The following is a 26,631-nucleotide window of genomic DNA, read 5'->3' on the forward strand; positions in this document are numbered from 1 at the left end:
ACTAGCGCCTTCTAGGGCGTTTATTTTTAGCTTTCGGTTTAATACCCAAGGCTTGGTTACGTTTTTCCTTATTAGATAAAGGCCTTTTATTTGACTTAGATTCAGGCTTATCAAGGTCAGGCTCAAAACCTGGGTACCATTGAGAAGCCAAAGGTGTATCCAGAAGTTTTTCTATGTCTTTCAATAAGTAATTTTCTTTTTCACTGAGTAAACTCACGGCCAGTCCGGATTGCCCAGCACGACCTGTTCGCCCGATACGGTGAATATAATCTTCAGCGTTATAAGGCAGTTCATGGTTAATCACATAGGATAAAGCTTCAATATCTAATCCACGAGCAGCCACATCGGTGGCAACTAAGGCTCTTAATTCACCCGCTTTAAAGGCAGCAAGCACTCTATCTCTCGCACCTTGAGATTTATCCCCATGAATTGCCTGGGTTTCGATACCATCTTTTTTCATTTCTTTTGCAAGACGATCCGCCCCTTCTTTAGTGCGAGTGAAGATCAGGACCTGTTGCCAGTTCTTTGAACCTATCAGATAAGAAATTAAGCCGCTTTTTTTCTCCTTATCAACCGCATAGAAAATCTGCTCCACTTGCTCTGCACTGGTATTTCTTTGATCAACTTCAATTAATACAGGATCTTGCAGTAAGGTTTTGCTTAATTTGAAAATGGCATCATCAAAGGTAGCGGAGAAGAAAAGCGTCTGTTTTTGTTGAGGGAGGCGCTTTAAAATACGTTGGATATCTATGATAAAGCCCATATCCAGCATGCGATCCGCCTCATCTAACACCAAAGTCTTTAGTTGGCTCACATCAACCAAATCTTTCATGACAAGCTCAAGTAAACGCCCAGGGGTTGCTACAAGCACATCAACACCTTGCCTAATCTCATCTATTTGCGGATTAATACTGGCGCCACCGTAGGCAACAACACTTCTTAAAGGTAATGCTTGGCCATAATCACAAAAGCTTTTATACACTTGTTGGGCAAGTTCACGAGTCGGCGTCAAAACAAGTACAGATACTTGGTTATTAGGCTCAGGGTTTTCTATTTGGTGAGCTTCAAACAATCTATGTAAAAGAGGCAAGGCAAAAGCGGCGGTTTTACCTGTTCCTGTTTGTGCGCCTGCCATGACATCTTTATTGGCAAGCACAGCGGGAATAGCCTCAAGTTGAATCGGTGTTGGGGTTTGATAACCCAATAATTCAACCTGCTCCAATAAAAAAGAATGCAAACCCAAAGATGTAAAACTCATGATATCAACTTAACCTAACTGACCTATTAAAAACGCGGCAAGTGTAACACTATCACTAACAACTTGGGCTTTTGAATCGCATCAATTTTAACGCATAAAAACACCCTTAGCTGTTTTAGCGTCAAATGCCACCCTAATTGAAAATACTTGATATCAAGCAAGACAAAGGGTCTGTACCCCATAATTTCACCAAAATGTCTTATAACACTTCTACAGTCAATATTAGTAAAATTGAATATTGCATGACGCAAGCAATTTCCCAAAAAAGATAGGAATGATAACAAGGACGGTTTATGAGAATGTTTAAACGATTGGTTGCGGCCTCTCTCGCTTTAACCCTAATCACCTTAAGCTCACTAAGCTTTGCCAGTGATGAGTTACCTAAGCTAAATGCAATCAAAAACCAAAGCTCCATTTCGGGTTTATCTTCAGGTGCCTTTATGGCGACACAATACCATATAGCCTTCTCTCAAGATTTAGTGGGTGTCGCTGCGGTCGCAGGTGGGCCTTGGCAATGTGCAGCGAGTAATCCCCTTAACGCTAATCCACTTTCAACCGCAACCAGTACCTGCACTTGCTTAAAAGGTTTACCCTGCCCTTACCTTGGTGCCCCTTTCCCTGATGTGGATGAAATCTATAAACTGGCAAAAAAAGCAGAAGACGCTGGGGACATTGATAAGTTAGATAATGTATTAGATGACAGAGTCTACCTATTTTCTGGCAAGCAAGATAAAACCGTGCTGACACCCGTTGTAGACAGTGCAAAATCCTTTTATCAAGTATTAGGTATATCAGATGAGCAGATCTTATATGACAATCAATTAGACGCGGGACATGCTTTTATTACTAATCAAGAAGAAAACTTAGATTGCCCGCTCAGCCAACCCCCTTTTATCAATGATTGCCAATACCGCCAAGCAAGGATTCTACTCGAAAAAATATATGGCAATTTAGACGAATCCACACCCTATAAAACAGAAAACCTGATGAAGTTTGAACAAAAGCCCTTTGTACCTGAGTACCGATTTAATATCAGCAGCATGAACCCTGAAGCTTATGTTTATATCCCAACGGATTGCCAACAAGATGCAACTGAGTGCCGTGTCCATGTGGCTTTGCATGGTTGTGAACAAGGTATTCAAAGTTTAAAAGAAAAGTATGTAACAGACACAGGCTATTTAGAGGTGGCTGAAGCGAACCAACTCATTGTGCTTTTTCCTCAGGTGGACAAGTCCTCTTTCATTCCTTATAACCCAAAAGGTTGCTGGGACTTCTGGGGCTACACCAATAATAGTTTGCCTCCTTATACTTACTACACAAAAAAATCGATTCAGATGCGTGCAATCAAAGCCATGTTGGATCACCTAACCGCGGGCTAATAAAGCCTCGTTAATACAGGGGCTAATTAATACAGAGTCTTGCTAATTCAGAGGCTAGCCAATACAAGACTTAGCGAGCTTTAAAGCCTATTTACCTAATGGCTTTAAAGCGCAAGCCCTAAAATTAACGCCCTTAACCATAGATTTGCTTGGTCCTGATCAGCACTTTTATGCCAATAAATATTCCAATCAAGGGCGGGTAGAGAATAAGGCAACTCTAAAATTTTAAGGTCGTAGTTTTGCGCCATACTAATGGGAACCGTCAGCGCCATATCCGTCTGAGCCACCAATAAAGGGGCAACTTGATAATGTTGAACTCGCATCTTTATTTTACGTTGACGCCCTAAACGGTTTAAACCTATATCCTCATAACCACGACCTTTTCGCCTTGAAGATACCTGTATATGATCTAAAGCAAGGTACTCATCTAAACTAATAGTATCGCCAACCTTTGGGTGGTCTCGCCTGACAGCACAAGCATACCTTTGTTTGAGAAGTGCTTGAGTTTGCATTTGCCCAACAGATACAAAGGGCGCATCTAGTGCAATGTCTAAGCTCCCGGCCGCAAGCTCTCTTTCAATCTCTTCTCTTGGTACATAACAACACTCAATACCGGCTTTGGGGGCCAGTTCTTGTAAAAGGGTTAAGAGTTTAGGCATTATCATGGCTTCAGCCATATCATTCATACTTAAACGAAAGGTTTTCTCCGTTTGCAAAGGTTCAAAGATTTGGCCTTCTTGTAGACTGGTTGCCATAAGCTGTAACGCACTTTGTATACCCGCTACGATATTTTCAGCCAATGGCGTAGGCACCATTCCCTTACCTGTTCTTACAAATAAAGCATCATCATAAATCAGTCTCAGCCTTGATAAGGCATTACTCACAGCGGGTTGAGTAATACACAAAACCTCAGCCGCTCGCGTTAAATTTCCTTGCATATAGATAGCATCAAACACCACAAAAAGGTTCAAATCCACTTTATTCAAACGCATCGCTTGTCCTTAACCTGCCTTAAAAAGAGTCATTATTTAGGTTATTCACACCCAATAATGCCACAGCATTATAACCATTGTGTATTTTACTTTATTCATATAATAAATTTTTAAAATAATAGTCAGGGGCTTATGCTAATTTTCTAAGCACTTTCAATCAGGCTCTAATGGGTGAATAAGGATAAATGAATGGGACGTTTGTATTTCATACGCCATGGACAAGCTAGCATGGGAGCAAAAATTATGATGCGCTATCAGAACTCGGCATGACTCAAGCCCGCCTTCTAGGGGAGTATTTTAAAGTGAATGAAATAAGCTTTGATCAGATCATCTGTGGCACTCAGGTTCGTCATAAGCAAAGCGCACAACATTTTTTATCCGGCTATCACACTCAAGATTCAGATTCAGATTTACCTATCACTTATCTCAAGGAGTTTAATGAATATAACTTTGAAGCCATTATCAAAGCTTATCTAAAGTGTCACCCTGCCAAAAAGCAAGAGGCTTATTCAAATAAAGATCTAATACGCCTACTCAAAGACAGCCTTACCAGCTGGAGCCAAGATGAACTTAGCCATAATTCGGTTAGCCATGATCCGCTTAGCCATGGCAAGTTTAATGAATTAGACGAAAGCTGGGCTCAATTTCAACAAAGAATTCATAAGGGGTTACTAAAGCTTCAATCAGACTTCAGCCAATCAGACACCTTGATTTTTACCTCTGGCGGCCCGATTGCACAGATCGTAAGCCAAATTTTAAACATACCGACAAAAAATTGCATTGAGCTTAATTTAAGCATTCAGAATACAGCCATAACTCAATGTATATGTCAGCAAGACAGTATTCGCTTAGACAGCTTTAATAGTACTTCACACCTAGACGCCCCCAAACAAAAAACCTTACGCAGCTTCAGTTAGTTTGCTCAATTTTCAATAAGGAGATGACCATGGATTTTGAATACAGTCCTAAAGTACAAACACTCTTACAAGAAGTGAAAGACTTTATGGATGAGCATATCTACCCTAATGATGCTCGATTTCATCAAGAAGTGAGTGAAAGCCCATGGCAGACACCAGCAATATTACAAGCACTAAAAAGCAAAGCGAAAGCCCAAGGGCTCTGGAACCTTTTTCTCCCGCAAAGTTATGGCAGCTATAGCCCTGGATTAACCAATCTAGAATATGCTCCGTTAGCGGAAGAAATGGGCAAAGTCATGTGGGCGCCTGAAGTATTTAACTGTGCAGCACCTGATACAGGCAATATGGAAGTACTCGCAAAATACGGCAACGAAGCTCAAAAAGAACAATGGTTAACGCCTTTATTAGCGGGCGATATTCGCTCAGCTTTTGCCATGACTGAGCCTGACGTTGCGTCCTCAGATGCGACCAATATCGAAACCCGAATTTTACGAGAGGGTAATGACTATCTAATTAATGGCCGCAAGTTTTATATCAGTGGCGCCTGTCGTGATTCTTGTGAGTTATTAATAGTGATGGGAAAGACAGATCCTGATAACCCTAACCGACATCAACAGCAGTCTCAGATACTGGTGCCCACCAACACCCCAGGTGTCACTATCGTAAGACCCATGAAGGTCTTTGGTTATGACGATGCGCCAGAAGGTCATGCTGAAATCATTTTCAACAATGTTCGCGTTCCCGTAGAGAACCTTATTTTAGGGGAAGGCCGCGGTTTTGAGATTGCCCAAGGTCGACTAGGACCTGGTCGGATTCACCATTGCATGCGCTCAGTAGGCGCAGCACAAAGAGCGCTAGATCTTATGTGCAAAAGAGCCAATGAGCGCGTGGCGTTTGGAAAGCCTTTATCCAAGCAACAATCTGTGCGTGAAGACATTGCCAAGTCTGCCTGTGAAATAGAGCAAGTAAGACTACTGACCTTAAAAGCAGCGCAAAAGATGGACACTGTCGGCAACAAAGCAGCAAAAGATTTGATTTCCATGATCAAAATAGTCGCCCCAAATATGGCCCTAGCCGTTATCGACAGAGCCATTCAACTACATGGTGCAGCAGGTGTCGGACAAGATCACTTCCTTGCCCATATGTATGCAGGCCAACGTTGCTTACGCCTTGCTGATGGGCCAGATCAAGTCCACATGATGCAACTTGGGCGCAACCTTGCCCAGCAAGCCCTAGCGAATAAGGATTAATCATGGCGAACAATGATGCTCTAGATAACAACCTAGATGAGAAACGCTTAACTCAGTACCTAGAATCAAATATCACAGGATTCAAAGGTCCAATTAGCTTAACCAAGTTCGAAGGGGGTCAATCTAACCCTACTTATAAAGTCATCGCACAATCTGGCGCTTATGTTTTAAGACGTCAGCCCTTTGGCAACCTATTAAAGTCAGCCCATGCTGTTGATAGAGAATTTCGTGTATTAAAGGCGTTAGAGAATACACAGGTAGCTGTCCCTATCGCTCACCACCTTTGTGTAGATAAAGACATCATAGGCAGTATGTTTTATCTCATGGACTATTGTGAGGGGAAAATTTATTGGGATGCTGCCTTACCCGAAATAGCGAAAAAAGCCGACCGAAGTGCCATGTATGATGCTATGAACCTCGCTCTCACAAAACTACATAAGGTGGACGTACACAGTGCGGGTTTAAGTGATTATGGCAAACCGGGTAATTATTTCGAAAGACAACTCAGTCGCTGGAAAAGCCAATATCAAGCAAGTGAAATCAAGCCCATTAAAGCGATGAATACACTCATCACATGGCTGGAAGAAAACTTGCCTGAAGATGATGGGCGCATTGCCCTATGCCATGGGGATTTTAGATTAGATAACCTGATTTTTAACCCAGAAGACAAAAGTATCAAGGCTATTTTAGATTGGGAACTTTCTACGTTAGGCCACCCTTACGCGGACCTTGCTTATCAATGTATGCAATTAAGGCTCCCTATTAACCCTGATAAAAATGCCATTTCAGGCCTTATGGGTTTGGATGCAAAGGCCCTTGGGATTCCAAGCGAAGCTGAATATGTCGCCCTTTATTGTCAGCGAATGGGCATAGAGAAAATTGATAACTGGCACTTCTATCTTTGCTTTAGTTTTTTCCGCCTTGCAGCGATTGCTCAAGGTGTGGCTAAACGCGCCCTTTCTGGTAATGCATCAAGTAAACAGGCTGGCAAGGTTGGTGCCATGGTTGAGCCTCTTGCTTTACTTGCTCTTGGTATTATTAAAAATGAAATTCCTATTGCTAATTCAAAACAAAAACAAACAACAGGAGCCCCAGTATGAAAGCCATTATGTGTCACGAGTTTGCACCAATAGACGCCCTCACCTATGAAGAGGTCCCAGACCCAACCCCAAATGAGTACGAAATCATTATTGTTGTTGCAGCATGTGGCATTAACTTCCCTGACGGCCTTCTCGTTCAGGGTTTATACCAAATGAAACCTGAGCACCCTTTTTCTCCTGGCAGTGAAGTAACCGGCACAATTAGTCAATTGGGCGCTAAGGTGAAGCACCTTAAGTTGGGGCAAAGAGTGATTGGACTCACCATGACTGGCGGTTATGCTCAAAAAGTAGCCATCAACTCTCGTATGGTTTTGCCCCTGCCTGACACCATCAGCTTTGAACAAGGCGCAGGATTAATCACAGCTCATGCAACAGCACATCATGGCCTAAAGCAAAGAGCAAACCTTAAAAAAGGTGAAACACTGCTTGTTACAGGCGCATCCGGTGGTACAGGCCTGGCAGCGGTTCAGATAGGAAAGGCAATGGGTGCTAAGGTCATTGCACTTTGCTCAAGCCAAGAAAAACTGTTTGCGGCGAAAGAGCAAGGGGCAGATGAACTTTTACTAAGTAGCGACCCAGACCTTAAAGATAAAATCAAAGCGTTAACCGCAAATAAAGGCGTTGACGTGGTGTATGAGGTTGTCGGTGGGGACATCTTTCAAACTTGCGCCCGCACGATGGCATGGAATGGTCGTTTACTTGTTGTCGGCTTTGCGTCTGGTTCGATTCCAGAATTCCCCGTTAATTTAGCCCTTGTTAAAGGCTTTTCTGTCATCGGGGTGTTTTGGGGTAGCTTCGCCCAAAAAGAGCCGGCTAATTTCATGGTCAATATGCAGGAACTATTAGCTTGGTATGAACAAGGCCAAGTCAAAGTGGTCATCGATCAGGTATACCCTCTATCTCAAGCACCAGAAGCGCTAAGTAAGGTATTTAATCGCCAATCAATCGGAAAACTTATTTTAACGCCATAATTTAACCCCTAGCTTAAACCCATAACTTAAACCCCTAGCAAGAAAAAAGACGACATCAAAAGGAGAAGATATGACAACCCAATTATTTGATTTAACTGGCAAGGTAGCATTAGTCACAGGGGCAAGCCGAGGCATAGGTGAAGAGATTGCTAAGTTGCTAGCTGAACAAGGTGCCCATGTGATTGTCTCTAGTCGCAAGTTAGAAGGCTGTCTTGCCATCGCTGATGAGATCTTGAGTGCTGGCGGTAGCGCAGAAGCGTTTGCTTGCAATGTGGGCAATATGGAAGATATCAGCGCTCTTTTTGAACATGTGAAATCTAAGCATCATACACTCGATATTCTCATTAATAATGCGGCCACTAATCCCTATTTTGGCCATATATTGGACACAGACCTTGCTGCCTATAACAAAACGGTTGATGTAAATATTCGTGGCTACTTCTTTATGTCGATTGAAGCGGGCAAGCTCATGCGTAAACAAGGTGGCGGCGCCATAGTCAATACCGCTTCAGTTAATGGCGTTCACCCAGGGCCTGGTCAAGCCATTTACTCAATCACCAAAGCCGCTGTGATTAACATGACCAAGGCCTTTGCCAAAGAGTGTGCGCAATTTGGCATACGCTGTAACGCCCTACTTCCTGGTCTCACTAAAACAAAATTTGCGGGTGCACTTTTTACTAATGAAGACATTTACAAAAGTGTGGTTCAGGGAATTCCTATGGGCCGTCACGCTGAGCCCAAAGAAATGGCAGGGACGGTTTTATACCTAGTGTCTGATGCCAGTAGTTATACCAATGGTGAATGCATCGTCGTTGATGGCGGCCTAACCCTTTAATTGAATCACTCACAATCGATCTCAAAACCAACAATAAGAGCAAGGAAAGCAAAATGATGAACTTTAAAGATCAAGTTGTTCTCATCACAGGTGCCAGTGGTGGATTAGGCAAAGAAGCCGCGAAACAGTTCGCGCAACAAGGAGCAAAGCTCGCCTTATGTGACCTGAATGTCGCGGCTTTAAACGACCTTGGCACTGAGTTAATTGAACAAGGCTATGAGGTTTTTAGCCAACCTTGTGATGTGAGTAATGAGCAAGAAGTTCAATCTTTTATCGATAACACTGCCGCCCATTTTGGCCGTCTCGATGTCGCCATTAATAATGCTGGCATAGACCCTAAACACAGCACACTCGCCGATATGGATACGCGAGATTTTGAACGTGTTATGGATATTAATGTGAAAGGGGTTTATCTATGCATGAAGTACCAGATCCCCCATATGATAAAACAAGGCGGGGGTGCCATTTGTAATATGTCATCGGTCGCTGGTATCTCTGGCGCGCCTTTCATGTCGGCGTATGCGGCGAGCAAACATGCCGTCATTGGTTTAACGAAATCTGTGGCACATGAATATGGTAGAGCCGGTATTCGTGTAAACAGTGTTTGCCCTTATATCACAATGACAGACATGGTTGAGCAACATCTTAAAACCTTAGATAACCGCGAAGAAGTGCTGGCTAAATACAGTAAGGCATCCGCATTAAGGCGCGTTGCTCAACCAAATGAGGTCGCAAAAGTCATGTTATTTGCCTGCGACAAAAATAACTCTTACATGACAGGTCAGGAATTGGTTGTTGATGGCGGCATGACAGCGGTTTAGACAAGACAAAATTTTAAAGGAGTATCCTTATGACACTGAATCGCCAATGGCGCATGAGTAAACGCCCAACAGACCTTGTTGGTAGAGAGCATTTTGAGTTTGATCAAAGTAAGCTCAGAGACATTGAAGACGGTGAATTTCTTGTCCGTAATTTATACCTTTCCTTTGACCCTACTTTAAGGGTCTGGATGAATGAAAAGGACTCATATGTGTCTGCCATTCAAATTAACGAGATTATGCGTGGTACGACTGTCTCTGAAGTCATTGAGTCTAAGCACTCTGATTATCAAGTCGGTGATAAGGTTTTAGGAGGCTTTGGTTGGCAAGATTACGCGATAAGTGATGGCAAAGAGCGCATTATTCAAACTCGAAAAATCCCTCCTAACATCCCAGCAACTATGCCTTTAAGCGTATTAGGTGTCACTGGGATTACAGCCTATTTTGGCATGACAGAAATCGGTAAGGTGAAAGCGGGCGATACGGTATTAGTATCAGGGGCTGCTGGGGCAACTGGGTCGATTGCTGGGCAAGTCGCCAAACTAAAGGGCGCAAAAGTCATTGGTATTGCAGGCTCAAAAGAAAAGTGTGACTGGTTAACCCAAGCTGCGGGCTTTGATCATGCGATTAACTATAAAGATGACAATATCAGTCAGGCTTTAAGTGAATTATGTCCAAAGGGAATTGATGTATTTTTTGATAACGTTGGGGGTGAAATTCTAGATATCGTCTTAGCGAAAATCAAAATTAATGCACGCATTGTTCTGTGTGGAGCCATATCCAGTTATAACTCAGGTCAAAACTATGCACTGAAAAACACAAGTAACTTAATTGTGCAAAGATGCACTATGCAGGGCTTTATCGTCTTGGACTTTTTACCCAGAGCGAACGAAGCCATTTCAGCCTTATTAGGCTGGATTCAAGCGGGTGAACTTATTTTCCAAGAAGATATTCAACAAGGCTTAGAAAATGCCCCCGAGGCTTTCCAGCGAATATTCACCGGTAAAAACCAAGGCAAGCAATTATTAAAAATTGCTGAGCCAGAGCACTAATGAACTAAAGAAGGCTAAAAATCTGAACAAAAAAAACCGCACTTAAATTAAGTGCGGTTTTTTTGTTAGCCATTAAAAATGGCTAACCGAATCACTCAACTTAGATAAATTAAAGCACCATGCGACGTAAATCGCTTAGAACTGAATTTAAATAAGTCATGAAGCGACCAGCATCACCGCCGTTTACTGCTCTATGATCATAAGATAAACATAGTGGCAACATGGTACGAGGTTCAAACTCTTTACCATTCCAACGCGGCTCAACATCAGCTTTAGAAACACCTAAGATACCCACTTCTGGGCAGTTTACGATAGGTGTAAAGCCGGTACCACCAATAGCACCTAGGCTAGAAATAGTGAAACAACCACCTTGCATGTCTGCTGGAAGTAGTTTCTTATCTAGGGCTTTTTTGATCAGTACATTTGCTTCTTTAGCAATTTGAACAACTGATTTCTTATCTGCATCACGTAACACAGGTACCACAAGGCCAATTGGAGAATCAACCGCGATACCAATATTTACATAGCTCTTTTGTACATAGCTTTCGCCATCTGCACGCATAGAAACATTAAATGCTGGATTTTCAACCAAGGCTTGTGCCGCCGCTTTAATTAGGAATGGTAGTGGTGTTAGTTTAACACCCTGTTTTTCCATTTCCCCTTTAAGGCCTTTACGGAAAGCTTCAAGTTCTGTGATATCTGCTTTATCAAACTGTGTGACATGTGGCACGTTTAACCAGTTACGTGACATGTTCTGAGCTGTGATTTTTTGGATCTTGCTCATCTTCACAATTTCAACGTCACCAAACTGGCTAAAGTCAACATCAGGTACTTGTGGGATACCCGCACCTGCAACCGCTGTTGCTGAAGATGCCGCTGGTGCAGAAACCGCTTTTTGTACAGCCGCTTTCACATAAGCATTTAAGTCTTCTTTCGTGATTCGACCACGTGGGCCAGTTGCACGAACAAGCGATAAATCAACACCTAGTTCACGCGCAAGCATGCGAACAGCGGGACCGGCATGAACATTTTTTGAAGGAGCAGACAATACCGCCGAAGTATCAGCAGCAGGGGCTGTTTTCACAGGCGCTGGGGTAGATACCGCAGCCGCTGCTGGCGCAGGCGCAGCAACAGGAGCTGGTGTAGCAGCAACAGAGCCTTCAACTTCAAGGTCCATCAGCTTATCGCCTTCTGACACCTTATCACCAACACTCACAACAATGGCTTTCACTGTCCCATTTTTAGGGGCAGGAATTTCCATAGAAGCCTTATCTGTTTCCAGTACAAGGATAGAGTCGCCATCTTCAATGTTATCGCCAACAGCCACTGAAATTTCAATAATTTCAACGCCTTCAGCACCACCGATATCAGGTACAGTCACAACTTCAACGCCACCAGCAGTAACCACTGGTGCAGCAACAGGTGCTGGCGCAGCTGCTACAGGTGTTTCAACAACAGGAGCCGCTTCTGCAACAGGTGCTGCAGCTTGAGAAGCAAGTACTAAAATAGCACTACCTTCTGAGACTGTGTCACCAACATTGATAGACATGCTAACCACTTTACCTGCCGCTGGCGCGGGAATATCCATAGAGGCTTTGTCAGTTTCAAGCACAACAATAGAGTCGCCTTCACCAACTTCGTCGCCGACACTGACGCAAATTTCAATCACTTCTACATCAGTCGCTCCACCAATATCTGGCACAGCAACAGCGATTTCAGCTGATACCGTTGGCGCAGCAGCAGGCGCGGCTTCAACAACAGGGGCTTCTACTACTGGAGCAGGTGCGGCCTCTTCGACAGCAACCTCACCACCAGCAACTTCAACTTCAAGAATCACATCACCTTCATTTACTGTCGCACCTTCAGCGATAGCAATGCTGGTCACTTTACCCGCAACAGAAGCAGGTACTTCCATAGAGGCTTTATCTGTTTCTAACACAATTATTGCTTGATCGATTTCGATCATGTCGCCAACTTGGACATTAATCTCGATCACTTCAACATCGGCTGCACCGCCAATATCCGGTACATGAATGATCTCTGTGCTCACAAAAATCTCCTTTGTCATAAAGACGCATCAAAAATATATATCGCCTGACTCACAAAAAAGTGTGAGCCAAGCACAGATTTAAATGGTTATTAGCAAGTTACTGGGTTTGGCTTTTCTGGATCTAGACCAAACTTAACAATTGCTTCTTGAACCACTGATGCCTCAATTTCTCCATCGTCAGCTAATGCTTTTAGTGACGCAACAACCACCCAGTAGCGGTTGATTTCAAAGAAGTGACGCAATTTCGCACGAGTATCACTGCGGCCAAAGCCATCTGTTCCCAATACACTGTAAGTGCTATCGATGAAAGGACGGATTTGATCAGCGAATAACTTAACATGGTCAGTAGAAGCGATAACTGGACCTGCACCGTTTAGGCAGTCAGACACATAGTTTGCACGTGGCTCTGCTTCAGGGTGTAATAGGTTCCAACGTTCAACATCAAGACCGTCACGGCGTAATTCGTTAAATGAAGTGACACTCCATACATTCGAGTTGATACCGTAATCATTGAATAGCATCTCAGCAGCCGCTTCAACTTCACGCAAGATCACACCAGAACCTAATAGTTGAACTTGTTTCTTGTTCGCTTTCTTAGTGTGTTCTTTTAGTTTGTACATGCCTTTGATGATGCCTTCTTCAGCACCTTCAGGCATGTCTTCATGCGCATAGTTTTCGTTCATTACGGTTAGGTAATAGAACACGCTTTCCTGCTCATTGTACATACGACGCATACCGTCTTGAACAATGACAGCGACTTCATAAGAATAGGTCGGATCGTAAGAGACACAGTTTGGAATCGTGCCAGCTAATAGATGCGAATGACCATCTTCGTGCTGCAGACCTTCACCGTTAAGTGTAGTACGACCTGCTGTTGCACCGATTAAGAAGCCACGGGCACGAGAATCACCTGCTGCATAGGCAAGGTCACCAACACGTTGGAAACCAAACATAGAGTAGTAGATGTAAACAGGAATCATTGGATAATTACTGTTGCTGTAAGATGTCGCACACGCCAACCAAGCAGACATAGCGCCGGCTTCGTTAATCCCTTCTTGCAGGATCTGACCTTTTTGGTCTTCTTTGTAGTACATGATCTGAGTGTGATCATGTGGTGTGTAACGTTGACCTTCAGCTGAGTAAATACCCAATTGACGGAACATACCTTCCATACCAAAAGTACGCGCTTCATCAGCAACGATAGGCACAACACGATGACCAATTTTCTTGTCTTTAACGAGTGTGTTTAAGACACGAACAAATGCCATAGTCGATGAAATTTCACGACCTTTTGTGTTTTGTATTTGTGCTTTGAATGCTTCTAAAGAAGGTACTTCAAGGGCTTCACTGGCTTTACGACGCGCAGGGAAAGCACCGTGCAACTCAGAACGACGAGCACGAAGATATTTCATCTCTGGGCTGTCTTCAGCTGGACGGTAGTAAGGTAGATCTTTAAGCTCTTCATCACTAATTGGAATGCCGAATTTATCACGGAACATTGCCAATGATTCTTCATCCAATTTCTTAGTTTGGTGAGCGGTATTTTGTGCTTCAGCAGCTTTAAACATGCCATAACCTTTAACGGTTTGAGCAAGTACCACTGTTGGGCGACCATCATTCTTAGAAGCTTCTGCATAGGCTGCATATACTTTATAAGGGTCATGACCACCACGGTTTAGGTTCATGATGTCATCGTCAGACATGTCTTTGACCATTTCCAGTAGCTCTGGATATTTGCCAAAGAAGTGCTCACGCGTATAAGCGCCACCATTTGCCTTGTAGTTTTGTAGCTCACCGTCACAGACTTCGTCCATGCGCTTAGCCAATAAACCTTTTGTATCTTTTTCGAATAAAGGATCCCAATGGCGACCCCATAGACATTTAACAACATTCCAGCCAGCGCCTCTAAAGACACCTTCAAGCTCTTGAACAATTTTACCGTTACCACGAACAGGGCCGTCTAGACGCTGTAGGTTACAGTTGATCACGAAGATCAGGTTGTCCAGCTTTTCACGGCCAGCAAGTGCTATTGCACCTAAAGATTCTGGCTCATCACACTCACCATCACCTAAAAATGCCCAAACTTTACGGTCACCATGATCGATCAAACCACGACTTTGTTGATATTTAAGTACGTGTGCTTGGTAAATAGCTTGGTGTGGACCTAGGCCCATAGAAACCGTTGGGAACTGCCAATAATCAGGCATTAACCAAGGGTGTGGGTAAGAAGAAAGACCCTTGCCGTCAACTTCACGACGGTAGTTATCTAGCTGTTCATCAGTCAAACGACCTTCAATGTACGAACGAGCGTAAATACCTGGGGAAATATGGCCTTGGAAAAAAACCATATCCGCTTCTTGTTTGCCATCGCCACCACGGAAGAAGTGGTTGAAACCTATATCATATAAGGTTGCAGCGGATGAGAAACTTGTAATGTGACCACCAAGTGTCGAATCGACTCGGTTTGCCTTCATTACCATAGCTAAAGCGTTCCAACGAATAATGGAACGAATACGACGCTCCATAAACAAATCACCCGGTAACGGCTTCTCATCTTGAGGTGAGATAGTGTTACGGTAAGATGTTGTGATGGACGCAGGCATAGGTGCGCCTGCTTTTGTCGCTTCTTGATTTAGACGATCTAAAATGTATTGTACACGTTCTGGTCCTTCTTCACGAAGAACAGACTCAAGTGCATCTACCCATTCTTTGGTTTCTGTTGGATCGACGTCATTGAGAATATGCTGCTCAGTCATAGTGTTAATAACCCCCCGCTATTAGAACAGATCTTGGCGCAACCGTTGAGTTTGATTGTTTTTCAACGCAAGCACCCTTTAAACGAACCGTTGGAACCATATAAGGATATATACGGCACCAGCTAACGCTCATGCTAAACACTAGTCTATTAACTAAAATGGACTTGTGTTTAGCATGATAGGGGTCGAAATTATTATTGTTTTAAGTTTTCCAACGCCATTTCATCAGCCACCCTGTAGGTCGGAACGTTTTCCGATTCGGATCTTTCAAAAAGATCTCGAAGTGTAGTCCTGATTTTTGCGACACGCTGTTTTGCAGCATCTGAAGAATAATCAGGCTCAAAGGAAATGTTTATAATTCCACCAGCGTTAATTACATAATCCGGTGCATATAGCACCCCTTTTTCATGTAATAAATCGCCAATAGATGGTGTCACTAATTGGTTATTAGCCGCACCTGAAACAATATCCCCTGTGAACTGGTTTACAAATTCGGCGCTAAGAGTACCACCTAAAGCGCATGGCGCATAGATGTCTATTGCAAGTCCAAATAACTGATCTGAAAAAACAATCTCTGCATTGAAATCTTTTTTAGCTTTTTCACAAGCACTCGGATTCAAATCACAGACCAATAATTGCGCACCATCTTGATGTAAATATTCACATAAAAAATAGCCAACATGCCCAATTCCGTGCACTAGGATTCGTTTATTCGCTAAATCATCTGTGCCATATTTTTTTTCGCACGCCGCTTTAATCCCTTGATAAACACCAAAGGCAGTAAAAGGCGATGGGTCGCCACTAATTTCTGTTAAACCATACACAAAATTAGTATTTCGTTTAACAACTGACATATCTTCAGGTGAAATACCCACGTCTTCAGCAGTGTAATATCGGCCTTCAAGGGCATTTACAAATAAACCAAAGGCTTCTAGTAATGCTTCTCGCTTTTCCGCTTTTGGTACCCCTAAGATAACGGCCTTGCCCCCACCAAAATCTAATGATGAGACAGAATTCTTATAAGTCATGCCTTTTGAAAGACGTAAAACATCAGTAATCGCATCCGCTTCTGTTTGATAATTCCACATTCGACAGCCACCGACAGCAGGACCTCGATTACGATTGTGAATGCCAATAAAAGCGATTAAACCGGATTCATCATCTTGGCAACGATAAACGGCTTCGTGATGATCAAATTCTTCATGTTGACTGACGTCTATTTTCACAATATGAAATGAATTATTGTTCAGGTAGGCTTCTGACATGGGAAATTCTTGCGATAAAACTGAATTCATACAATACCTCTCGCGTTTTGCGCGCTTGTTATTATGTAGCTTTTGGCTACTTTTTGTACAAACCAAGCAGATTTTGGGTAAATATCTCGCTGGTTCGGAATAATCTTAACGAATTCATTCAGGATGTTGAATCAAGCCGCTTATTTGAGTGTACCTTGAGGCCTACTTAAAAGCAGCAAGCTTTTTAATCAGGTTAATGGATTACCTTTATTTGGCTCAAAAACAGAGATATTAAGGATTAAGTTCCTTAACTTATTGAAACCAGTGCCACAACAAATACCCATACATAAGTCACTCGAAAACAAATGGCCTGGTAATCTTTAAGCTGAGTTAAAAAGTCCTCCTGCTCCTCGTTCGCTCCCGTAATTAATGCTAACTCAAACATTTGTAAACCATTAACAAAGAGATCTGGCTGCCATTGGGAAAGCTCATTTAATACCGAATCCATTCTGCCTGCTAATGCCACACTGAAAGCACCTAATAAACCCACAGGTATCTCCAATATTTTTTTGAGCCAGACAAACCAAGCAGGAAACTGATTAACAGGTACTTTATATAGGCAAACAAATAAAACTAATCCGAGCCAACCGAGCGCTAAAAATAAAAACACCAAGACTAAGGTCGACTTAAAGTAGTCGTGTATGACTAAGGTTCTGACTTGAGATTCAAGTTGCTCAATTGGCTGCCCCCTGTCCTCTAACTCAGTGTCAGTTTGGCTTTTATTTATAAGCTGAATGAGGTTAGCTCGATAATGATCAGGGTCTGTGTTAGTGACATTGACCCTTTGTTGGCCTGTTTGAAATAAATAGAGAAACAAAAGAGCCTCAAACAGAATCAAAACGAAATCAGACAATAACCATTGCATGAGGTAGGCTAAGATTAGCGCCATCACAAATAACAAAACGAGCCCCTCGATTCGCCCTTTTATCACATGATTAATTTTTGAAATGATCTCATCATTATGCCAAACACTCGTCGTTGGAATCGTTAAGATGAGACGCATGAATAACCCTGTCACTAGTATCAATAGTTCCACTTTTTACCTACCCCTTTTATCGCTCAATTGCATTCACCAAGACACGCACTAATAAAACACTCACTGTGGCATTTTTATTGGATATAACAAAGTCTTAGCGCAAAAGAATAAAATCTATCCATATTTGTCAAACATACTCGTAAGAAACAAAAAAATCGATGTTTGAGCACTGACGAACTCTAGAATACCCGTTACAATGTGATTCTTTTTTAATTTGTATTTACAGGACACAGCATGACACCTATCGATGCCAAACTTCAGCATCAGATAACATCTCAAGTTAATTTAGCACTAGCTGAAGATGTCGGCACGGGTGATATTACCGCGCAATTAATCCCTTCTGATCAAACTATTAAAGCGAATGTCATTACTCGAGAAGACGCCGTACTATGTGGTAGCGCTTGGGTTGAAGAAGTCTTTCAGCAATTAGACAAAAGTGTTGAAATCACTTGGCATGCGAAAGAAGGAGAGCAACTTAATGCCAATCAAAAAATATTCTCCCTTAAAGGTAATGCAAGAAGTATTCTAACAGGCGAGCGTTGTGCACTTAACTTTGTACAAAGTTTGTCTTATACGGCCAGCGTTGCAAGAGAATATGCTCAACTGGTTGCCGATACTAAGCTCACTGTTTTAGATACAAGAAAGACCATTCCCGGTTGGCGCCTAGCACAAAAATACGCTGTCACGGTCGGTGGGGCTCAAAACCATAGAGTGGGACTCTATGATGCATTCTTAATCAAAGAAAACCATATTATGGCGGCAGGCTCCATTGAAAATGCCATCTCCCAAGCTAAAAAAATTGCCCCTGGAAAAACCGTTGAAGTAGAAACTGAAAGCTTGGATGAAGTGAATCAAGCCGTAACAGCAGGTGCGGATATTATTATGCTTGATAACTTTAGCTTGGACATGATGTCTGAAGCCGTTTCGACCTACGGAGATAAGGTCAAATTTGAAGCGTCAGGTAATATGACCAAACAAGATTTATTAGATGTTGCTAAAACAGGGGTTGATTTTGTCTCTGTGGGTGCATTAACTAAACATATCCAAGCAATCGACCTTTCTTTAAGAGTAGTGAAAGACTAACCGATGAAAGATTTTATACTGGTAATTAATAGTGGCAGCTCATCTTTAAAGTTTGCAGTGCTTGCTGAGCAAGGTCAAACAGTCATTCTAGAAGGCCTTGCGGATAGATTAGGCAGCAAAGATGCAAGCATCAGCTTTAAATTTGACCAAACTAAAGAGACCCAAACACTAACACTAGGCTCCCACCAAGGGGCGCTATCCAGTATAAAAGCATGGTTTGACCAACACCCAGAAATAGCCGCAAACTTAAGTGGTATTGGCCATAGAGTGGTTCATGGTGGTGAAACCTTTAATCAATCGGTATTGATTGATGAGCTAGTGATTAATGCCATTGAAGAATGCGCAAGTCTTGCACCGCTACATAACCCTGCCAATGTTAAAGGAATAAAAGCCTGCCAATCACTGTTTCCGGATTTAGTGCAAGTGGCCGTTTTCGATACTGCATTTCATCAAACCTTAGATCAGGTGCAATACCTCTACCCTATTCCGATGGCATTTTATCGTGACCAAACCATCAGAAAGTATGGCTTTCATGGCACTAGCTATCGTTATATCAGCCAAGCATTAGGTCAGGTAGATGCAAAATCGCTTCAACAAGGGGTCATTGTTGCTCATTTAGGTAATGGTGCGAGTGTGTGCGCTATTCAAAATGGCCTTTCCCTTGATACCAGCATGGGACTTACCCCATTAGATGGTCTGATGATGGGAACCCGATCAGGCAGTATCGACCCTATGATTTTAGGCTTTATGGCCAAGTCAGAAGGAAAATCACTCGATGAATGCCTGAGCATTTTAAATAAAGAAAGTGGTTTGCTGGGTATTTCAGAACTTTCGAATGACTGCCGTACTCTTGAGGAAGCAATGAAAGCGGGTGATGAAAGAGCCAAGTTAGCACTTGAAATGTTTTGTCAAAGAACCGCAAAACACATTGCTAGCCTTGCAACCTCATTAGATTCAATCGAGCATCTTGTTTTTACCGGCGGCATAGGCGAAAACTCAGTTTATGTTCGCCAAAAAATCTGCCAATCACTTGGCATTTTAGGCATTCAGCTCGATCAAGCAGCCAATGCAAACCTTGTTCGAGGGCAAACAAGCGACATATCTAAAACAGATGGGAATGTCTCAGTATGGGTAATTCCAACGAATGAAGAACTCATGATTGCCTTGGATACAATTAATCTTATCCAAGCTTAGGCCGTTAACTAAATACGACCAACTAACATAATTAGAATTGGAAACAGACATGTCAACGAATGTCCTTATGACAGTACCAACAGGTCCAGGTGTTGGCCTTACTTCAGTCTCAGTTGGACTGGTCCGGGCACTTGAACAGCAGGGGCTTAAAGCAAGCTTTTTTAAACCTATCGCCCAACCAAGACCTGGCGACTTTGGCCCCGATCGATCCACCGCTATGGTAGCCCAAGGCTCAACCTTAACCCCAGCAGACCCCATTCCTCTTCATGAAGCAGAACGCTTTTTATACAACGACCAAATTGAAGAGCTAATGGAAGAAGTTGTTGCTCGCTTTCAATCAAGCATTGAAGCTGATAGCACGGTTATTATTGAAGGCCTTGCACAAATTCCAGGCCACCCCTATGCCACTCGTTTAAACAAAGCCATAGCAAAAACCCTTGATGCCTCATTAGTATTGGTTACAGCACCCAATAATATGCGAGTGAACGAATTAGAGCACCACGTTGAAATTGCAGCTGGCTCTTACGGTGGCATTAAAGCGGAAGATGTCATCGGCTGCATTTTAAATAAAACCATTCCAGGTTCACTGGGAGCAAAATCCTACGGGGACTCTTTTGCTCAACGCCCTATCTTTAAGCGCAGTTTTAACCTCTTGGGGCAAATCCCTAAGACAGAGGAGCTGACTTACCCAAGAGCAAGAGACGTTGCTGACTTCTTAAATGCGAAAGTTATTAATGCAGGCGAAATGGACACCCGTCGTGTTCAATCTTTCACTCTTTGCGCCCGTGGTGTTGAAAACACCTTGCCCGCTCTTAAGCCAGGTGTCTTAGTTTTCACACCAGGGGATAGAACAGACATTATAATGGCAACGGCAATTGCCGCACTTAATGACACAAAAATAGCAGCACTCGTTCTCACAGGAAGCTACCAGCCCAGTGAAGAGCTGTTAAAGCTTTGTGGTAAAGCCATGGCAAAAGGCCTTCCTATTTTATCGGTTGATACTAATAGCTGGGAAACAGCGATCGGCATGCAGTCTTTTAACCAAGAAATCCCACTTGATGATAGACAGCGTATTTCCTTAGTAAAAGAGCATATGGCACGCTGTATCGATCATGAATGGATCAGTTCATTTGCCTTAAACCAAGATGAAAGAAAGCTCTCACCACCCGCCTTTAGGTACAAGTTGATTGAGCAAGCAAGAGCGCTTAATAAACGTGTCGTACTACCAGAAGGAGAAGAAATTCGTACCATTGAAGCCGCCTCTATCTGTACCGAAAGAGGAATAGCTCGTTGTGTGTTACTAGGTGATAAAGCACAGATACACCGCATTGCCCATAACAATGGCATTGAACTTCACCCAGACATTGAAATTTTAAGCCCTAATTCCATTCGTGATCGATATGTCGCCCCCATGCTGGAAATCAGAAAACATAAGGGTTTGACTGATATTGTTGCCAAAGAGCAGCTAGAAGATAACGTCACCTTAGGTACCATGATGTTGCAAACCGGTGATGTAGATGGGCTAGTATCTGGCGCCATTCACACGACAGCAAATACCATTCGCCCTGCACTCCAGCTTGTCAAAACATCATCAAACTCGTCTTTGGTATCCTCAGTGTTTTTCATGTGTTTACCTGATCAAGTTTTGGTTTATGGGGATTGCGCCATTAACCCTGATCCAAGTGCCGAGCAATTAGCTGAAATAGCGATTGAAAGTGCCGACTCAGCCATTGCCTTTGGCATTCCAGCAAGAGTTGCCATGATAAGTTACAGTACAGGTGGATCAGGCGCCGGCAATGATGTCGAAAAGGTGAAACGTGCCACGGAACTTGCTAAAACAAAACGCCCTGATTTATTAATTGATGGCCCCCTTCAATATGACGCTGCCATCATGGAAGATGTTGCAAAACAAAAAGCACCTAATAGTAAAGTAGCAGGACGCGCAACTGTCTTTATCTTCCCTGACTTAAATACCGGTAATACCACCTACAAAGCAGTACAAAGAAGTGCTGATGTCATCAGCATAGGACCTATGCTACAAGGCATTCGAAAACCCGTAAATGATCTTTCTCGCGGCGCCTTGGTGGATGATATTGTCTATACTATCGCGATTACAGCTATTCAATCAGGCCATAACCCTTAATAACGACAAAACAAAGAGTGAGGTATCATATCTCCTCGCTCTTTGTTCGCTCTTTATTAAAACTCACTCCTTTAGCCTGCTTCAATAAAGGCGCTATTTCTAGATCTCATTTCATTAGACCACATTTCATTAGATCACATTACATAAACAAGCCGTTGAAACTGCGGGCTAAATAAAGCCGCCAAGCAAGATGAATCTGAATCTATTAAAAACACGTCACTAGCACTCATTTAGCCTACTTCAAGTAATTAATTGACTACAAACAATGAGATAAATTCAGCAAACCTGCATTTTATCAGCTAGCTTAAAGACACTAAGCTCTTAAGGATAAGAGCAGACTCTATTTATCCAGATTTCATGGAGGAAAGCATGGATAGAAAGCCTCTTTCACCTCAAGTAAATCGATTGAGTGGATTCACCTTGGTCGAACTTATGATAGTCATCGCTATTATCTCAATTTTAGCCAGTTTAAGTGCGCCAAAGTTAGCCAGACAGGTTGCCAAAGCCAACCTAGTTGCCGCTCATAATTTAGCTAGTCAAAACCAAGCTGCAATCGAAGAGTTCATCATGATCAATGACAGTTATCCTTCAAGTGATGAGTTTGTGAGTTGGTTAATTACAGATGAATCCGACCCTCATATAAACACCATAAGCTTGGATAACAATGAAGGCACTAGCGGTGATTTAACCATTAAACTAAATGCCCTGCCTGGACTTGAAGCCGGCCATTACTTCTTATTCTCAAGAGACGACAGTGCTAACTGGCAATGCCTCTCTTCCCTTTCTTCAGATTACCTGCCTAGTCATTGTTCAACAGCTGACCTAGCCGATGAGGAGAGCGAATTATGATGTTAGAAGAGATCCTTAAACATGCCGATGAAATGCAAGCGACGGACATTCATTTTTGCCCTGAACATGATGATTTTAAAATTTTATTTCGCCGTTCAGGCAGACTCAATTTATTTACACGCCAATCAAAAGGCAATCTGATCAATCGACTTAAGATCATCTCCAGCTTAGACCTCTCAGAAACAAGGCGCACTCAAGAAGGTCAATTTGAAAGTCAAATCAACAATAAAAAATACTTCATTCGAATCAGCATTATCGCCACTCAAAAAGGCGAGAAAGTCGCGTTAAGACTGTTACATCAAGATAAAATTCGCATATTACCTGAGTTAAATATCCCCACCCATTTAGCGAATGAAATCAGCAAGGCATTATTATTAGATAGCGGTCTTTTCTTGGTGTGTGGCGCGACAGGAGCAGGTAAAACGACAACCTTATATGCTTGCCTTGATTCACTTAATAATGGTGAGCGAGCCATCTTTACCATTGAAGACCCTGTTGAATATGAAGTCGCTGAATATTTTCAATGTGAGCCCCAATTGGCTATCGATATCACCCCTTGTAAGTTACTAAAGTCCTTTATGCGGCAAGATCCAGATATTATTTTAATTGGGGAGTTAAGGGATGCTGAAACAGCGCAACTTGCTATCGCAGCCGCACTCACAGGCCATATGGTTTTTGCCACACTTCACAGTAACTCAGCCATAGATGCGATTCATAGAATGCAATCATGGCAGGTGGACTTCTTTGCTTTTAGCAGTGTTGTACGCTTGATACTCCATCAAAAAATGCAATTTCAATCACAAAAGCCACAACCTCTTTTTTGCGGAATCAAGCCTAATTGGCAAAGCCAAAATCGTCCAAAAAGTTATCAAAATTTAACGCAAGACATTAACTATTGGGATTTTTTTGAATCAAATCAGGAAGATTAGAATATGCCATGGTATTGGGTAAAACAAGCTGATAGCCAAACACTCAGACATTATGCAACATTAGATGCCGCTTACCTTGAGCATTTTAAACATGCCCTATGGTCTGTAGAAATAACAGAAGTAAAAGTAAAATTATTGAATAGCAAGCAGCTTGAGAAATTTTTATTAGAAATACTCAAAGGATTAGAGGCAGGGTTAAAGTTTCAAGATGTTTTACTCTATATAAGTCAACATGAGAAAAAGGGCAGCTTGGCTTTATCTGCCCAAGCCCTTCATGATGAAATGAAGATGGGCGCCCAATTTAATACCTACTTTAAGCAATTAATCGACCCATCCCTGCGAGGGTATTGCGACTTGTTTATCAAAAACAGCACAACAGAGCAGCTCACACATCACCTAAGTTTGCTTTACGAGCAAATCTCTCAGCTAAGAAATTGGATTATTCGCCTACAAAAAAGCCTTATTTATCCTTTTTTTGTGATTCAGCTTTCTCTAATTATATGGCTCTTAAGTCAATTTTTTGGCAATCACTCTGTTCAAATACCAGAAGAGAACTTAATAACTTACCTTATTGTAAGCCTTTGTCAGCTCTTAATAGTCTATTTATGTCAATCTAGCTTAATGATAGCTTTGATAGAATTAGCGTTTTCATCTTTTCGCTTTAACAAACTTTTTAGCTTACTAAATGCTTCTATAAAAGCAGGCAATCACCTACAAGATGCCTTAACAATTCTCCCTAAAAACTTTCAACACAAACATATCAAGGCTGAGTTACTATTAGTTTATTATCATTTAAGGTTAGGTGACTCCTATCTAGAGAGTTTTCCAACTAATTGGTTTCCTAAGGAATCTTTGCTAGCCTTGAAAGCATCATGCCATACAGGCGATATACTAAGAGCAATAGAATCAGCTGCGCATATCCATCAAAACCGATGGCATAAAGCACTCAATATTGTTGAAAAGGTATGCCCTTTTCTAGGCTTATTCATTGCAGGAGGATTTGTGAGTAAAACATTAATCAGTATTTATCTACCCCTGCTAAACCTTAGTTAAATTAAAAGAGAGTCTTATTTGGAATTTACAGCTTTAAACATTGTCATCTATGCTGCCTTTTGCCTTTGCCTTGGAAGTGCAATGACGGCGTATGTTGTTAGAACACCGAAATATGAAGAGTACACTTGGCGCAAAGAAGCACATCAATTTTTAGATATTCCTTTTAATGAAAGCACTCCATTAGGGTTTCACTCTGGTATGTCTCAATGCCCCAACTGCCACAACAAGCTAAAAGCATACGACCTTATTCCTATTTTTAGCTATTTAATCACTAAAGGACAGTGCCGATACTGTCACACTAAAATCTCAATTAAATACCCTTTAACAGAACTCGCTTGCTTATTGAGCTGTCTGCCTTTATTGATGATCAACCTTCCCCTTGCGCCGCTTATGATAACCACTGTGATTATTACCACTCTCATTGGCATTTCTATCATAGATTGGCAACACCAATGGATTCCTGATCATGCAAGTTTATTAATCTTAGGTTTGGGCTTAACCCTCAATTTATTGTTAAGCGAGGTTGCTTTATATCAATCTGTACTGGGAATGTTGATCGGCTACCTTTTAATAGTATCAATCAGGCAAATATATCTTACACTTAGAAAAATAGAGGCCATTGGCTTAGGTGACGCCAAGTTATTAGCCGCTTTAGGGGCATGGCAAGGCTTAGAAAATTTATTTTATATCCTGTTTTTTGCCAGTATTTTAGGGGTGCTCTATGCCATTCTTAACAAACAAGGGCGACATCAAAGTATGGCATTTGGCCCTTTTTTATGTGCATCAGCCTTTATGACTTACTTTAAAACATACTTAATTTATTGAAGATTTTATGACAAAAAAGAAAGCGTTTGTTGTTGGTTTAGCTGGCGGTATAGGCTCCGGAAAATCAACAATTAGTAAACTATTTAATCAGATTGGGATGATTAGTATTGATGCCGACGATGTTGCCAGAGAAGTCGTCGAACCAGGAACTCCCTGTTTAGAAGCAATAGTACAAAGATATGGAAACGCCATACTCCAATCAGATAATAGCCTAGATCGAAAGCAATTAAGGCATATTATTTTTAACAACAAAAAAGAGAAAACTTGGTTGGAATCGGTTACTCATCCAGCCATAAAAAAACGCATTGAAGATTTGATTCAAGCAGCCGATAGCAAATATGTCCTATTGGTACACCCGCTTCTCTTTGAAACAGGTCAAGATGCTCGTTGCGATTATATTATTGCCATCAGCGTTGCTAGAGAAGAGCAAATCGCTAGAGTTTGCATGAGAGATAATTGTGATGAAGCGCTGGCAAATAAAATTATTGAAAGCCAGATATCTGATATTCAAAGATCAGAACTTGCTAATACAGTAATTAAAAATACTGGAAATATCAGTGATTTGAATGCTAAAGTCGATACATTACACCAGCACATAATTGAAGTTATCAATGAAAAAAAGTTTACAAAATAAACCCGTGGTTAATTGCCCAAACTGTAAAAAAGAAGCCGTTTGGAGCTCAGAAAATAAATATCGTCCATTTTGCAGTGAGCGATGCAAACTTATTGATTTAGGAGAATGGGCAAGTGGCACTTATGCAATCGCCCAAGCACATTCAGAAGAGGACGAAGTCTTTTCAAGCATGCTTGAAGACACTTCATCACATTATTAGAAGCAAAAATAAG

At 42.0% G+C, this 26,631-nt stretch carries 23 protein-coding genes and 1 pseudogene; 18 read left to right on the forward strand and 6 right to left on the reverse strand.

Annotated elements, in window-relative coordinates; translation table 11 throughout:
- Position 1: 1 nt before the first annotated feature.
- Complete coding sequence (locus MED121_RS09140) at positions 2-1,258, reverse strand: DEAD/DEAH box helicase (RefSeq protein ID WP_009833386.1); 1,257 nt, start codon at positions 1,256-1,258, stop codon at positions 2-4.
- A gap of 293 nt (positions 1,259-1,551) precedes the next feature.
- Here MED121_RS09140 and MED121_RS09145 point away from each other — a divergent pair, with 293 nt between their 5' ends.
- Positions 1,552-2,637 (forward strand): hypothetical protein, encoded by a 1,086-nt coding sequence (locus MED121_RS09145; RefSeq protein ID WP_036179836.1) that lies wholly within the window; start codon positions 1,552-1,554, stop codon positions 2,635-2,637.
- 104 nt (positions 2,638-2,741) lie between these two features.
- Here the strand turns inward: MED121_RS09145 and MED121_RS09150 are convergent, their stop codons facing one another.
- Positions 2,742-3,629: a LysR family transcriptional regulator gene (locus MED121_RS09150; protein ID WP_009833388.1), complete on the reverse strand. Its 888-nt coding sequence runs from the start codon at positions 3,627-3,629 to the stop codon at positions 2,742-2,744.
- Between the two features lie 260 nt (positions 3,630-3,889).
- On the opposite strand from MED121_RS09150, the pseudogene MED121_RS24795 reads away from it, so the two are divergent.
- From MED121_RS24795 to MED121_RS09185, 8 genes and pseudogenes are all read left to right on the forward strand, one after another.
- Positions 3,890-4,075, forward strand: a pseudogene (locus MED121_RS24795) (histidine phosphatase family protein); the annotation flags it as partial.
- Positions 4,076-4,087: 12 nt separating this feature from the next.
- Entirely contained in the window at positions 4,088-4,546 is a 459-nt protein-coding gene (locus tag MED121_RS09155) for a histidine phosphatase family protein (protein WP_347372385.1), read from the forward strand.
- Positions 4,547-4,575: 29 nt separating this feature from the next.
- Entirely contained in the window at positions 4,576-5,796 is a 1,221-nt protein-coding gene (locus tag MED121_RS09160) for an acyl-CoA dehydrogenase family protein (RefSeq protein WP_009833390.1), read from the forward strand.
- Positions 5,797-5,798: 2 nt separating this feature from the next.
- Positions 5,799-6,896 (forward strand): phosphotransferase, encoded by a 1,098-nt coding sequence (locus MED121_RS09165; RefSeq protein ID WP_009833391.1) that lies wholly within the window; start codon positions 5,799-5,801, stop codon positions 6,894-6,896.
- Positions 6,893-7,867, forward strand: a complete 975-nt coding sequence (locus tag MED121_RS09170; protein WP_009833392.1) for an NADPH:quinone oxidoreductase family protein — start codon at positions 6,893-6,895, stop codon at positions 7,865-7,867. Before MED121_RS09165 ends, MED121_RS09170 begins: the two co-directional genes overlap by 4 nt.
- Before the next feature lie 70 nt (positions 7,868-7,937).
- A complete protein-coding gene (locus MED121_RS09175; protein WP_009833393.1) occupies positions 7,938-8,702 on the forward strand; it encodes an SDR family oxidoreductase in 765 nt (254 codons plus the stop codon).
- Positions 8,703-8,755: 53 nt separating this feature from the next.
- Entirely contained in the window at positions 8,756-9,523 is a 768-nt protein-coding gene (locus MED121_RS09180; protein WP_009833394.1) for a glucose 1-dehydrogenase, read from the forward strand.
- Between the two features lie 29 nt (positions 9,524-9,552).
- Positions 9,553-10,572, forward strand: coding sequence for an NADP-dependent oxidoreductase (locus MED121_RS09185; protein ID WP_009833395.1), 1,020 nt, complete (start codon positions 9,553-9,555; stop codon positions 10,570-10,572).
- Positions 10,573-10,681: 109 nt separating this feature from the next.
- Here the strand turns inward: MED121_RS09185 and aceF are convergent, their stop codons facing one another.
- The 4 genes from aceF to MED121_RS09205 all read right to left on the reverse strand — a co-directional run bounded on the left by aceF (position 10,682) and on the right by MED121_RS09205 (position 17,709).
- Positions 10,682-12,622, reverse strand: a complete 1,941-nt coding sequence (gene aceF, locus MED121_RS09190; RefSeq protein ID WP_036179839.1) for a pyruvate dehydrogenase complex dihydrolipoyllysine-residue acetyltransferase — start codon at positions 12,620-12,622, stop codon at positions 10,682-10,684.
- Between the two features lie 89 nt (positions 12,623-12,711).
- Complete coding sequence (gene aceE / locus MED121_RS09195) at positions 12,712-15,378, reverse strand: pyruvate dehydrogenase (acetyl-transferring), homodimeric type (protein ID WP_009833397.1); 2,667 nt, start codon at positions 15,376-15,378, stop codon at positions 12,712-12,714.
- A 194-nt stretch (positions 15,379-15,572) separates the two neighbouring features.
- A complete protein-coding gene (locus tag MED121_RS09200; RefSeq protein ID WP_009833398.1) occupies positions 15,573-16,673 on the reverse strand; it encodes a Glu/Leu/Phe/Val dehydrogenase dimerization domain-containing protein in 1,101 nt (366 codons plus the stop codon).
- A gap of 247 nt (positions 16,674-16,920) precedes the next feature.
- Positions 16,921-17,709, reverse strand: a complete 789-nt coding sequence (locus tag MED121_RS09205) for a hypothetical protein (RefSeq protein WP_131470982.1) — start codon at positions 17,707-17,709, stop codon at positions 16,921-16,923.
- A 234-nt stretch (positions 17,710-17,943) separates the two neighbouring features.
- Here MED121_RS09205 and nadC point away from each other — a divergent pair, with 234 nt between their 5' ends.
- The 9 genes from nadC to MED121_RS09250 all read left to right on the forward strand — a co-directional run bounded on the left by nadC (position 17,944) and on the right by MED121_RS09250 (position 26,618).
- The gene (gene nadC / locus MED121_RS09210) at positions 17,944-18,792 is read left to right on the forward strand and encodes a carboxylating nicotinate-nucleotide diphosphorylase (protein WP_009833400.1); all 849 of its coding nucleotides are present in this window, start codon (positions 17,944-17,946) and stop codon (positions 18,790-18,792) included.
- A gap of 3 nt (positions 18,793-18,795) precedes the next feature.
- Positions 18,796-19,986 (forward strand): acetate kinase, encoded by a 1,191-nt coding sequence (locus tag MED121_RS09215; RefSeq protein WP_009833401.1) that lies wholly within the window; start codon positions 18,796-18,798, stop codon positions 19,984-19,986.
- Between the two features lie 49 nt (positions 19,987-20,035).
- Positions 20,036-22,129, forward strand: coding sequence for a phosphate acetyltransferase (gene pta, locus MED121_RS09220; RefSeq protein WP_036179842.1), 2,094 nt, complete (start codon positions 20,036-20,038; stop codon positions 22,127-22,129).
- A 369-nt stretch (positions 22,130-22,498) separates the two neighbouring features.
- Positions 22,499-22,978, forward strand: a complete 480-nt coding sequence (locus MED121_RS09225) for a pilin (protein WP_036179845.1) — start codon at positions 22,499-22,501, stop codon at positions 22,976-22,978.
- On the forward strand, positions 22,975-23,907 hold the full coding sequence (locus tag MED121_RS09230) for an ATPase, T2SS/T4P/T4SS family (RefSeq protein ID WP_009833404.1): 933 nt from the start codon (positions 22,975-22,977) through the stop codon (positions 23,905-23,907). The genes MED121_RS09225 and MED121_RS09230 overlap by 4 nt, the downstream gene beginning before the upstream one ends.
- 3 nt (positions 23,908-23,910) lie before the next feature.
- The gene (locus MED121_RS09235) at positions 23,911-24,960 is read left to right on the forward strand and encodes a type II secretion system F family protein (RefSeq protein ID WP_009833405.1); all 1,050 of its coding nucleotides are present in this window, start codon (positions 23,911-23,913) and stop codon (positions 24,958-24,960) included.
- An 18-nt stretch (positions 24,961-24,978) separates the two neighbouring features.
- The gene (locus MED121_RS09240; RefSeq protein ID WP_009833406.1) at positions 24,979-25,785 is read left to right on the forward strand and encodes an A24 family peptidase; all 807 of its coding nucleotides are present in this window, start codon (positions 24,979-24,981) and stop codon (positions 25,783-25,785) included.
- A 7-nt stretch (positions 25,786-25,792) separates the two neighbouring features.
- Entirely contained in the window at positions 25,793-26,419 is a 627-nt protein-coding gene (gene coaE / locus MED121_RS09245) for a dephospho-CoA kinase (RefSeq protein ID WP_009833407.1), read from the forward strand.
- Positions 26,397-26,618, forward strand: a complete 222-nt coding sequence (locus MED121_RS09250; RefSeq protein WP_009833408.1) for a DNA gyrase inhibitor YacG — start codon at positions 26,397-26,399, stop codon at positions 26,616-26,618. The genes coaE and MED121_RS09250 overlap by 23 nt, the downstream gene beginning before the upstream one ends.
- The last annotated feature ends 13 nt before the right edge of the window (positions 26,619-26,631 follow it).

It is taken from the genome of Marinomonas sp. MED121 (assembly GCF_000153025.1).
In the GTDB taxonomy this organism is placed as follows: Bacteria; Pseudomonadota; Gammaproteobacteria; order Pseudomonadales; family Marinomonadaceae; genus Marinomonas.

What these genes read in the sequence shown, in the direction of transcription:
- MED121_RS09250 (WP_009833408.1), top strand. Translation starts at nt 26,397, where the DNA reads ATGAAAAAAAGTTTACAAAATAAACCCGTGGTTAATTGCCCAAACTGT.
- MED121_RS09225 (WP_036179845.1), top strand. Translation starts at nt 22,499, where the DNA reads ATGGATAGAAAGCCTCTTTCACCTCAAGTAAATCGATTGAGTGGATTC.
- MED121_RS09165 (WP_009833391.1), top strand. Translation starts at nt 5,799, where the DNA reads ATGGCGAACAATGATGCTCTAGATAACAACCTAGATGAGAAACGCTTA.
- nadC (WP_009833400.1), top strand. Translation starts at nt 17,944, where the DNA reads ATGACACCTATCGATGCCAAACTTCAGCATCAGATAACATCTCAAGTT.
- MED121_RS09140 (WP_009833386.1), bottom strand. Translation starts at nt 1,258, where the DNA reads ATGAGTTTTACATCTTTGGGTTTGCATTCTTTTTTATTGGAGCAGGTT.
- MED121_RS09160 (WP_009833390.1), top strand. Translation starts at nt 4,576, where the DNA reads ATGGATTTTGAATACAGTCCTAAAGTACAAACACTCTTACAAGAAGTG.
- aceE (WP_009833397.1), bottom strand. Translation starts at nt 15,378, where the DNA reads ATGACTGAGCAGCATATTCTCAATGACGTCGATCCAACAGAAACCAAA.
- MED121_RS09145 (WP_036179836.1), top strand. Translation starts at nt 1,552, where the DNA reads ATGAGAATGTTTAAACGATTGGTTGCGGCCTCTCTCGCTTTAACCCTA.
- MED121_RS09200 (WP_009833398.1), bottom strand. Translation starts at nt 16,673, where the DNA reads ATGAATTCAGTTTTATCGCAAGAATTTCCCATGTCAGAAGCCTACCTG.
- MED121_RS09215 (WP_009833401.1), top strand. Translation starts at nt 18,796, where the DNA reads ATGAAAGATTTTATACTGGTAATTAATAGTGGCAGCTCATCTTTAAAG.
- pta (WP_036179842.1), top strand. Translation starts at nt 20,036, where the DNA reads ATGTCAACGAATGTCCTTATGACAGTACCAACAGGTCCAGGTGTTGGC.
- MED121_RS09185 (WP_009833395.1), top strand. Translation starts at nt 9,553, where the DNA reads ATGACACTGAATCGCCAATGGCGCATGAGTAAACGCCCAACAGACCTT.
- MED121_RS09230 (WP_009833404.1), top strand. Translation starts at nt 22,975, where the DNA reads ATGATGTTAGAAGAGATCCTTAAACATGCCGATGAAATGCAAGCGACG.
- MED121_RS09235 (WP_009833405.1), top strand. Translation starts at nt 23,911, where the DNA reads ATGCCATGGTATTGGGTAAAACAAGCTGATAGCCAAACACTCAGACAT.
- coaE (WP_009833407.1), top strand. Translation starts at nt 25,793, where the DNA reads ATGACAAAAAAGAAAGCGTTTGTTGTTGGTTTAGCTGGCGGTATAGGC.
- MED121_RS09170 (WP_009833392.1), top strand. Translation starts at nt 6,893, where the DNA reads ATGAAAGCCATTATGTGTCACGAGTTTGCACCAATAGACGCCCTCACC.
- MED121_RS09175 (WP_009833393.1), top strand. Translation starts at nt 7,938, where the DNA reads ATGACAACCCAATTATTTGATTTAACTGGCAAGGTAGCATTAGTCACA.
- MED121_RS09180 (WP_009833394.1), top strand. Translation starts at nt 8,756, where the DNA reads ATGATGAACTTTAAAGATCAAGTTGTTCTCATCACAGGTGCCAGTGGT.
- MED121_RS09150 (WP_009833388.1), bottom strand. Translation starts at nt 3,629, where the DNA reads ATGCGTTTGAATAAAGTGGATTTGAACCTTTTTGTGGTGTTTGATGCT.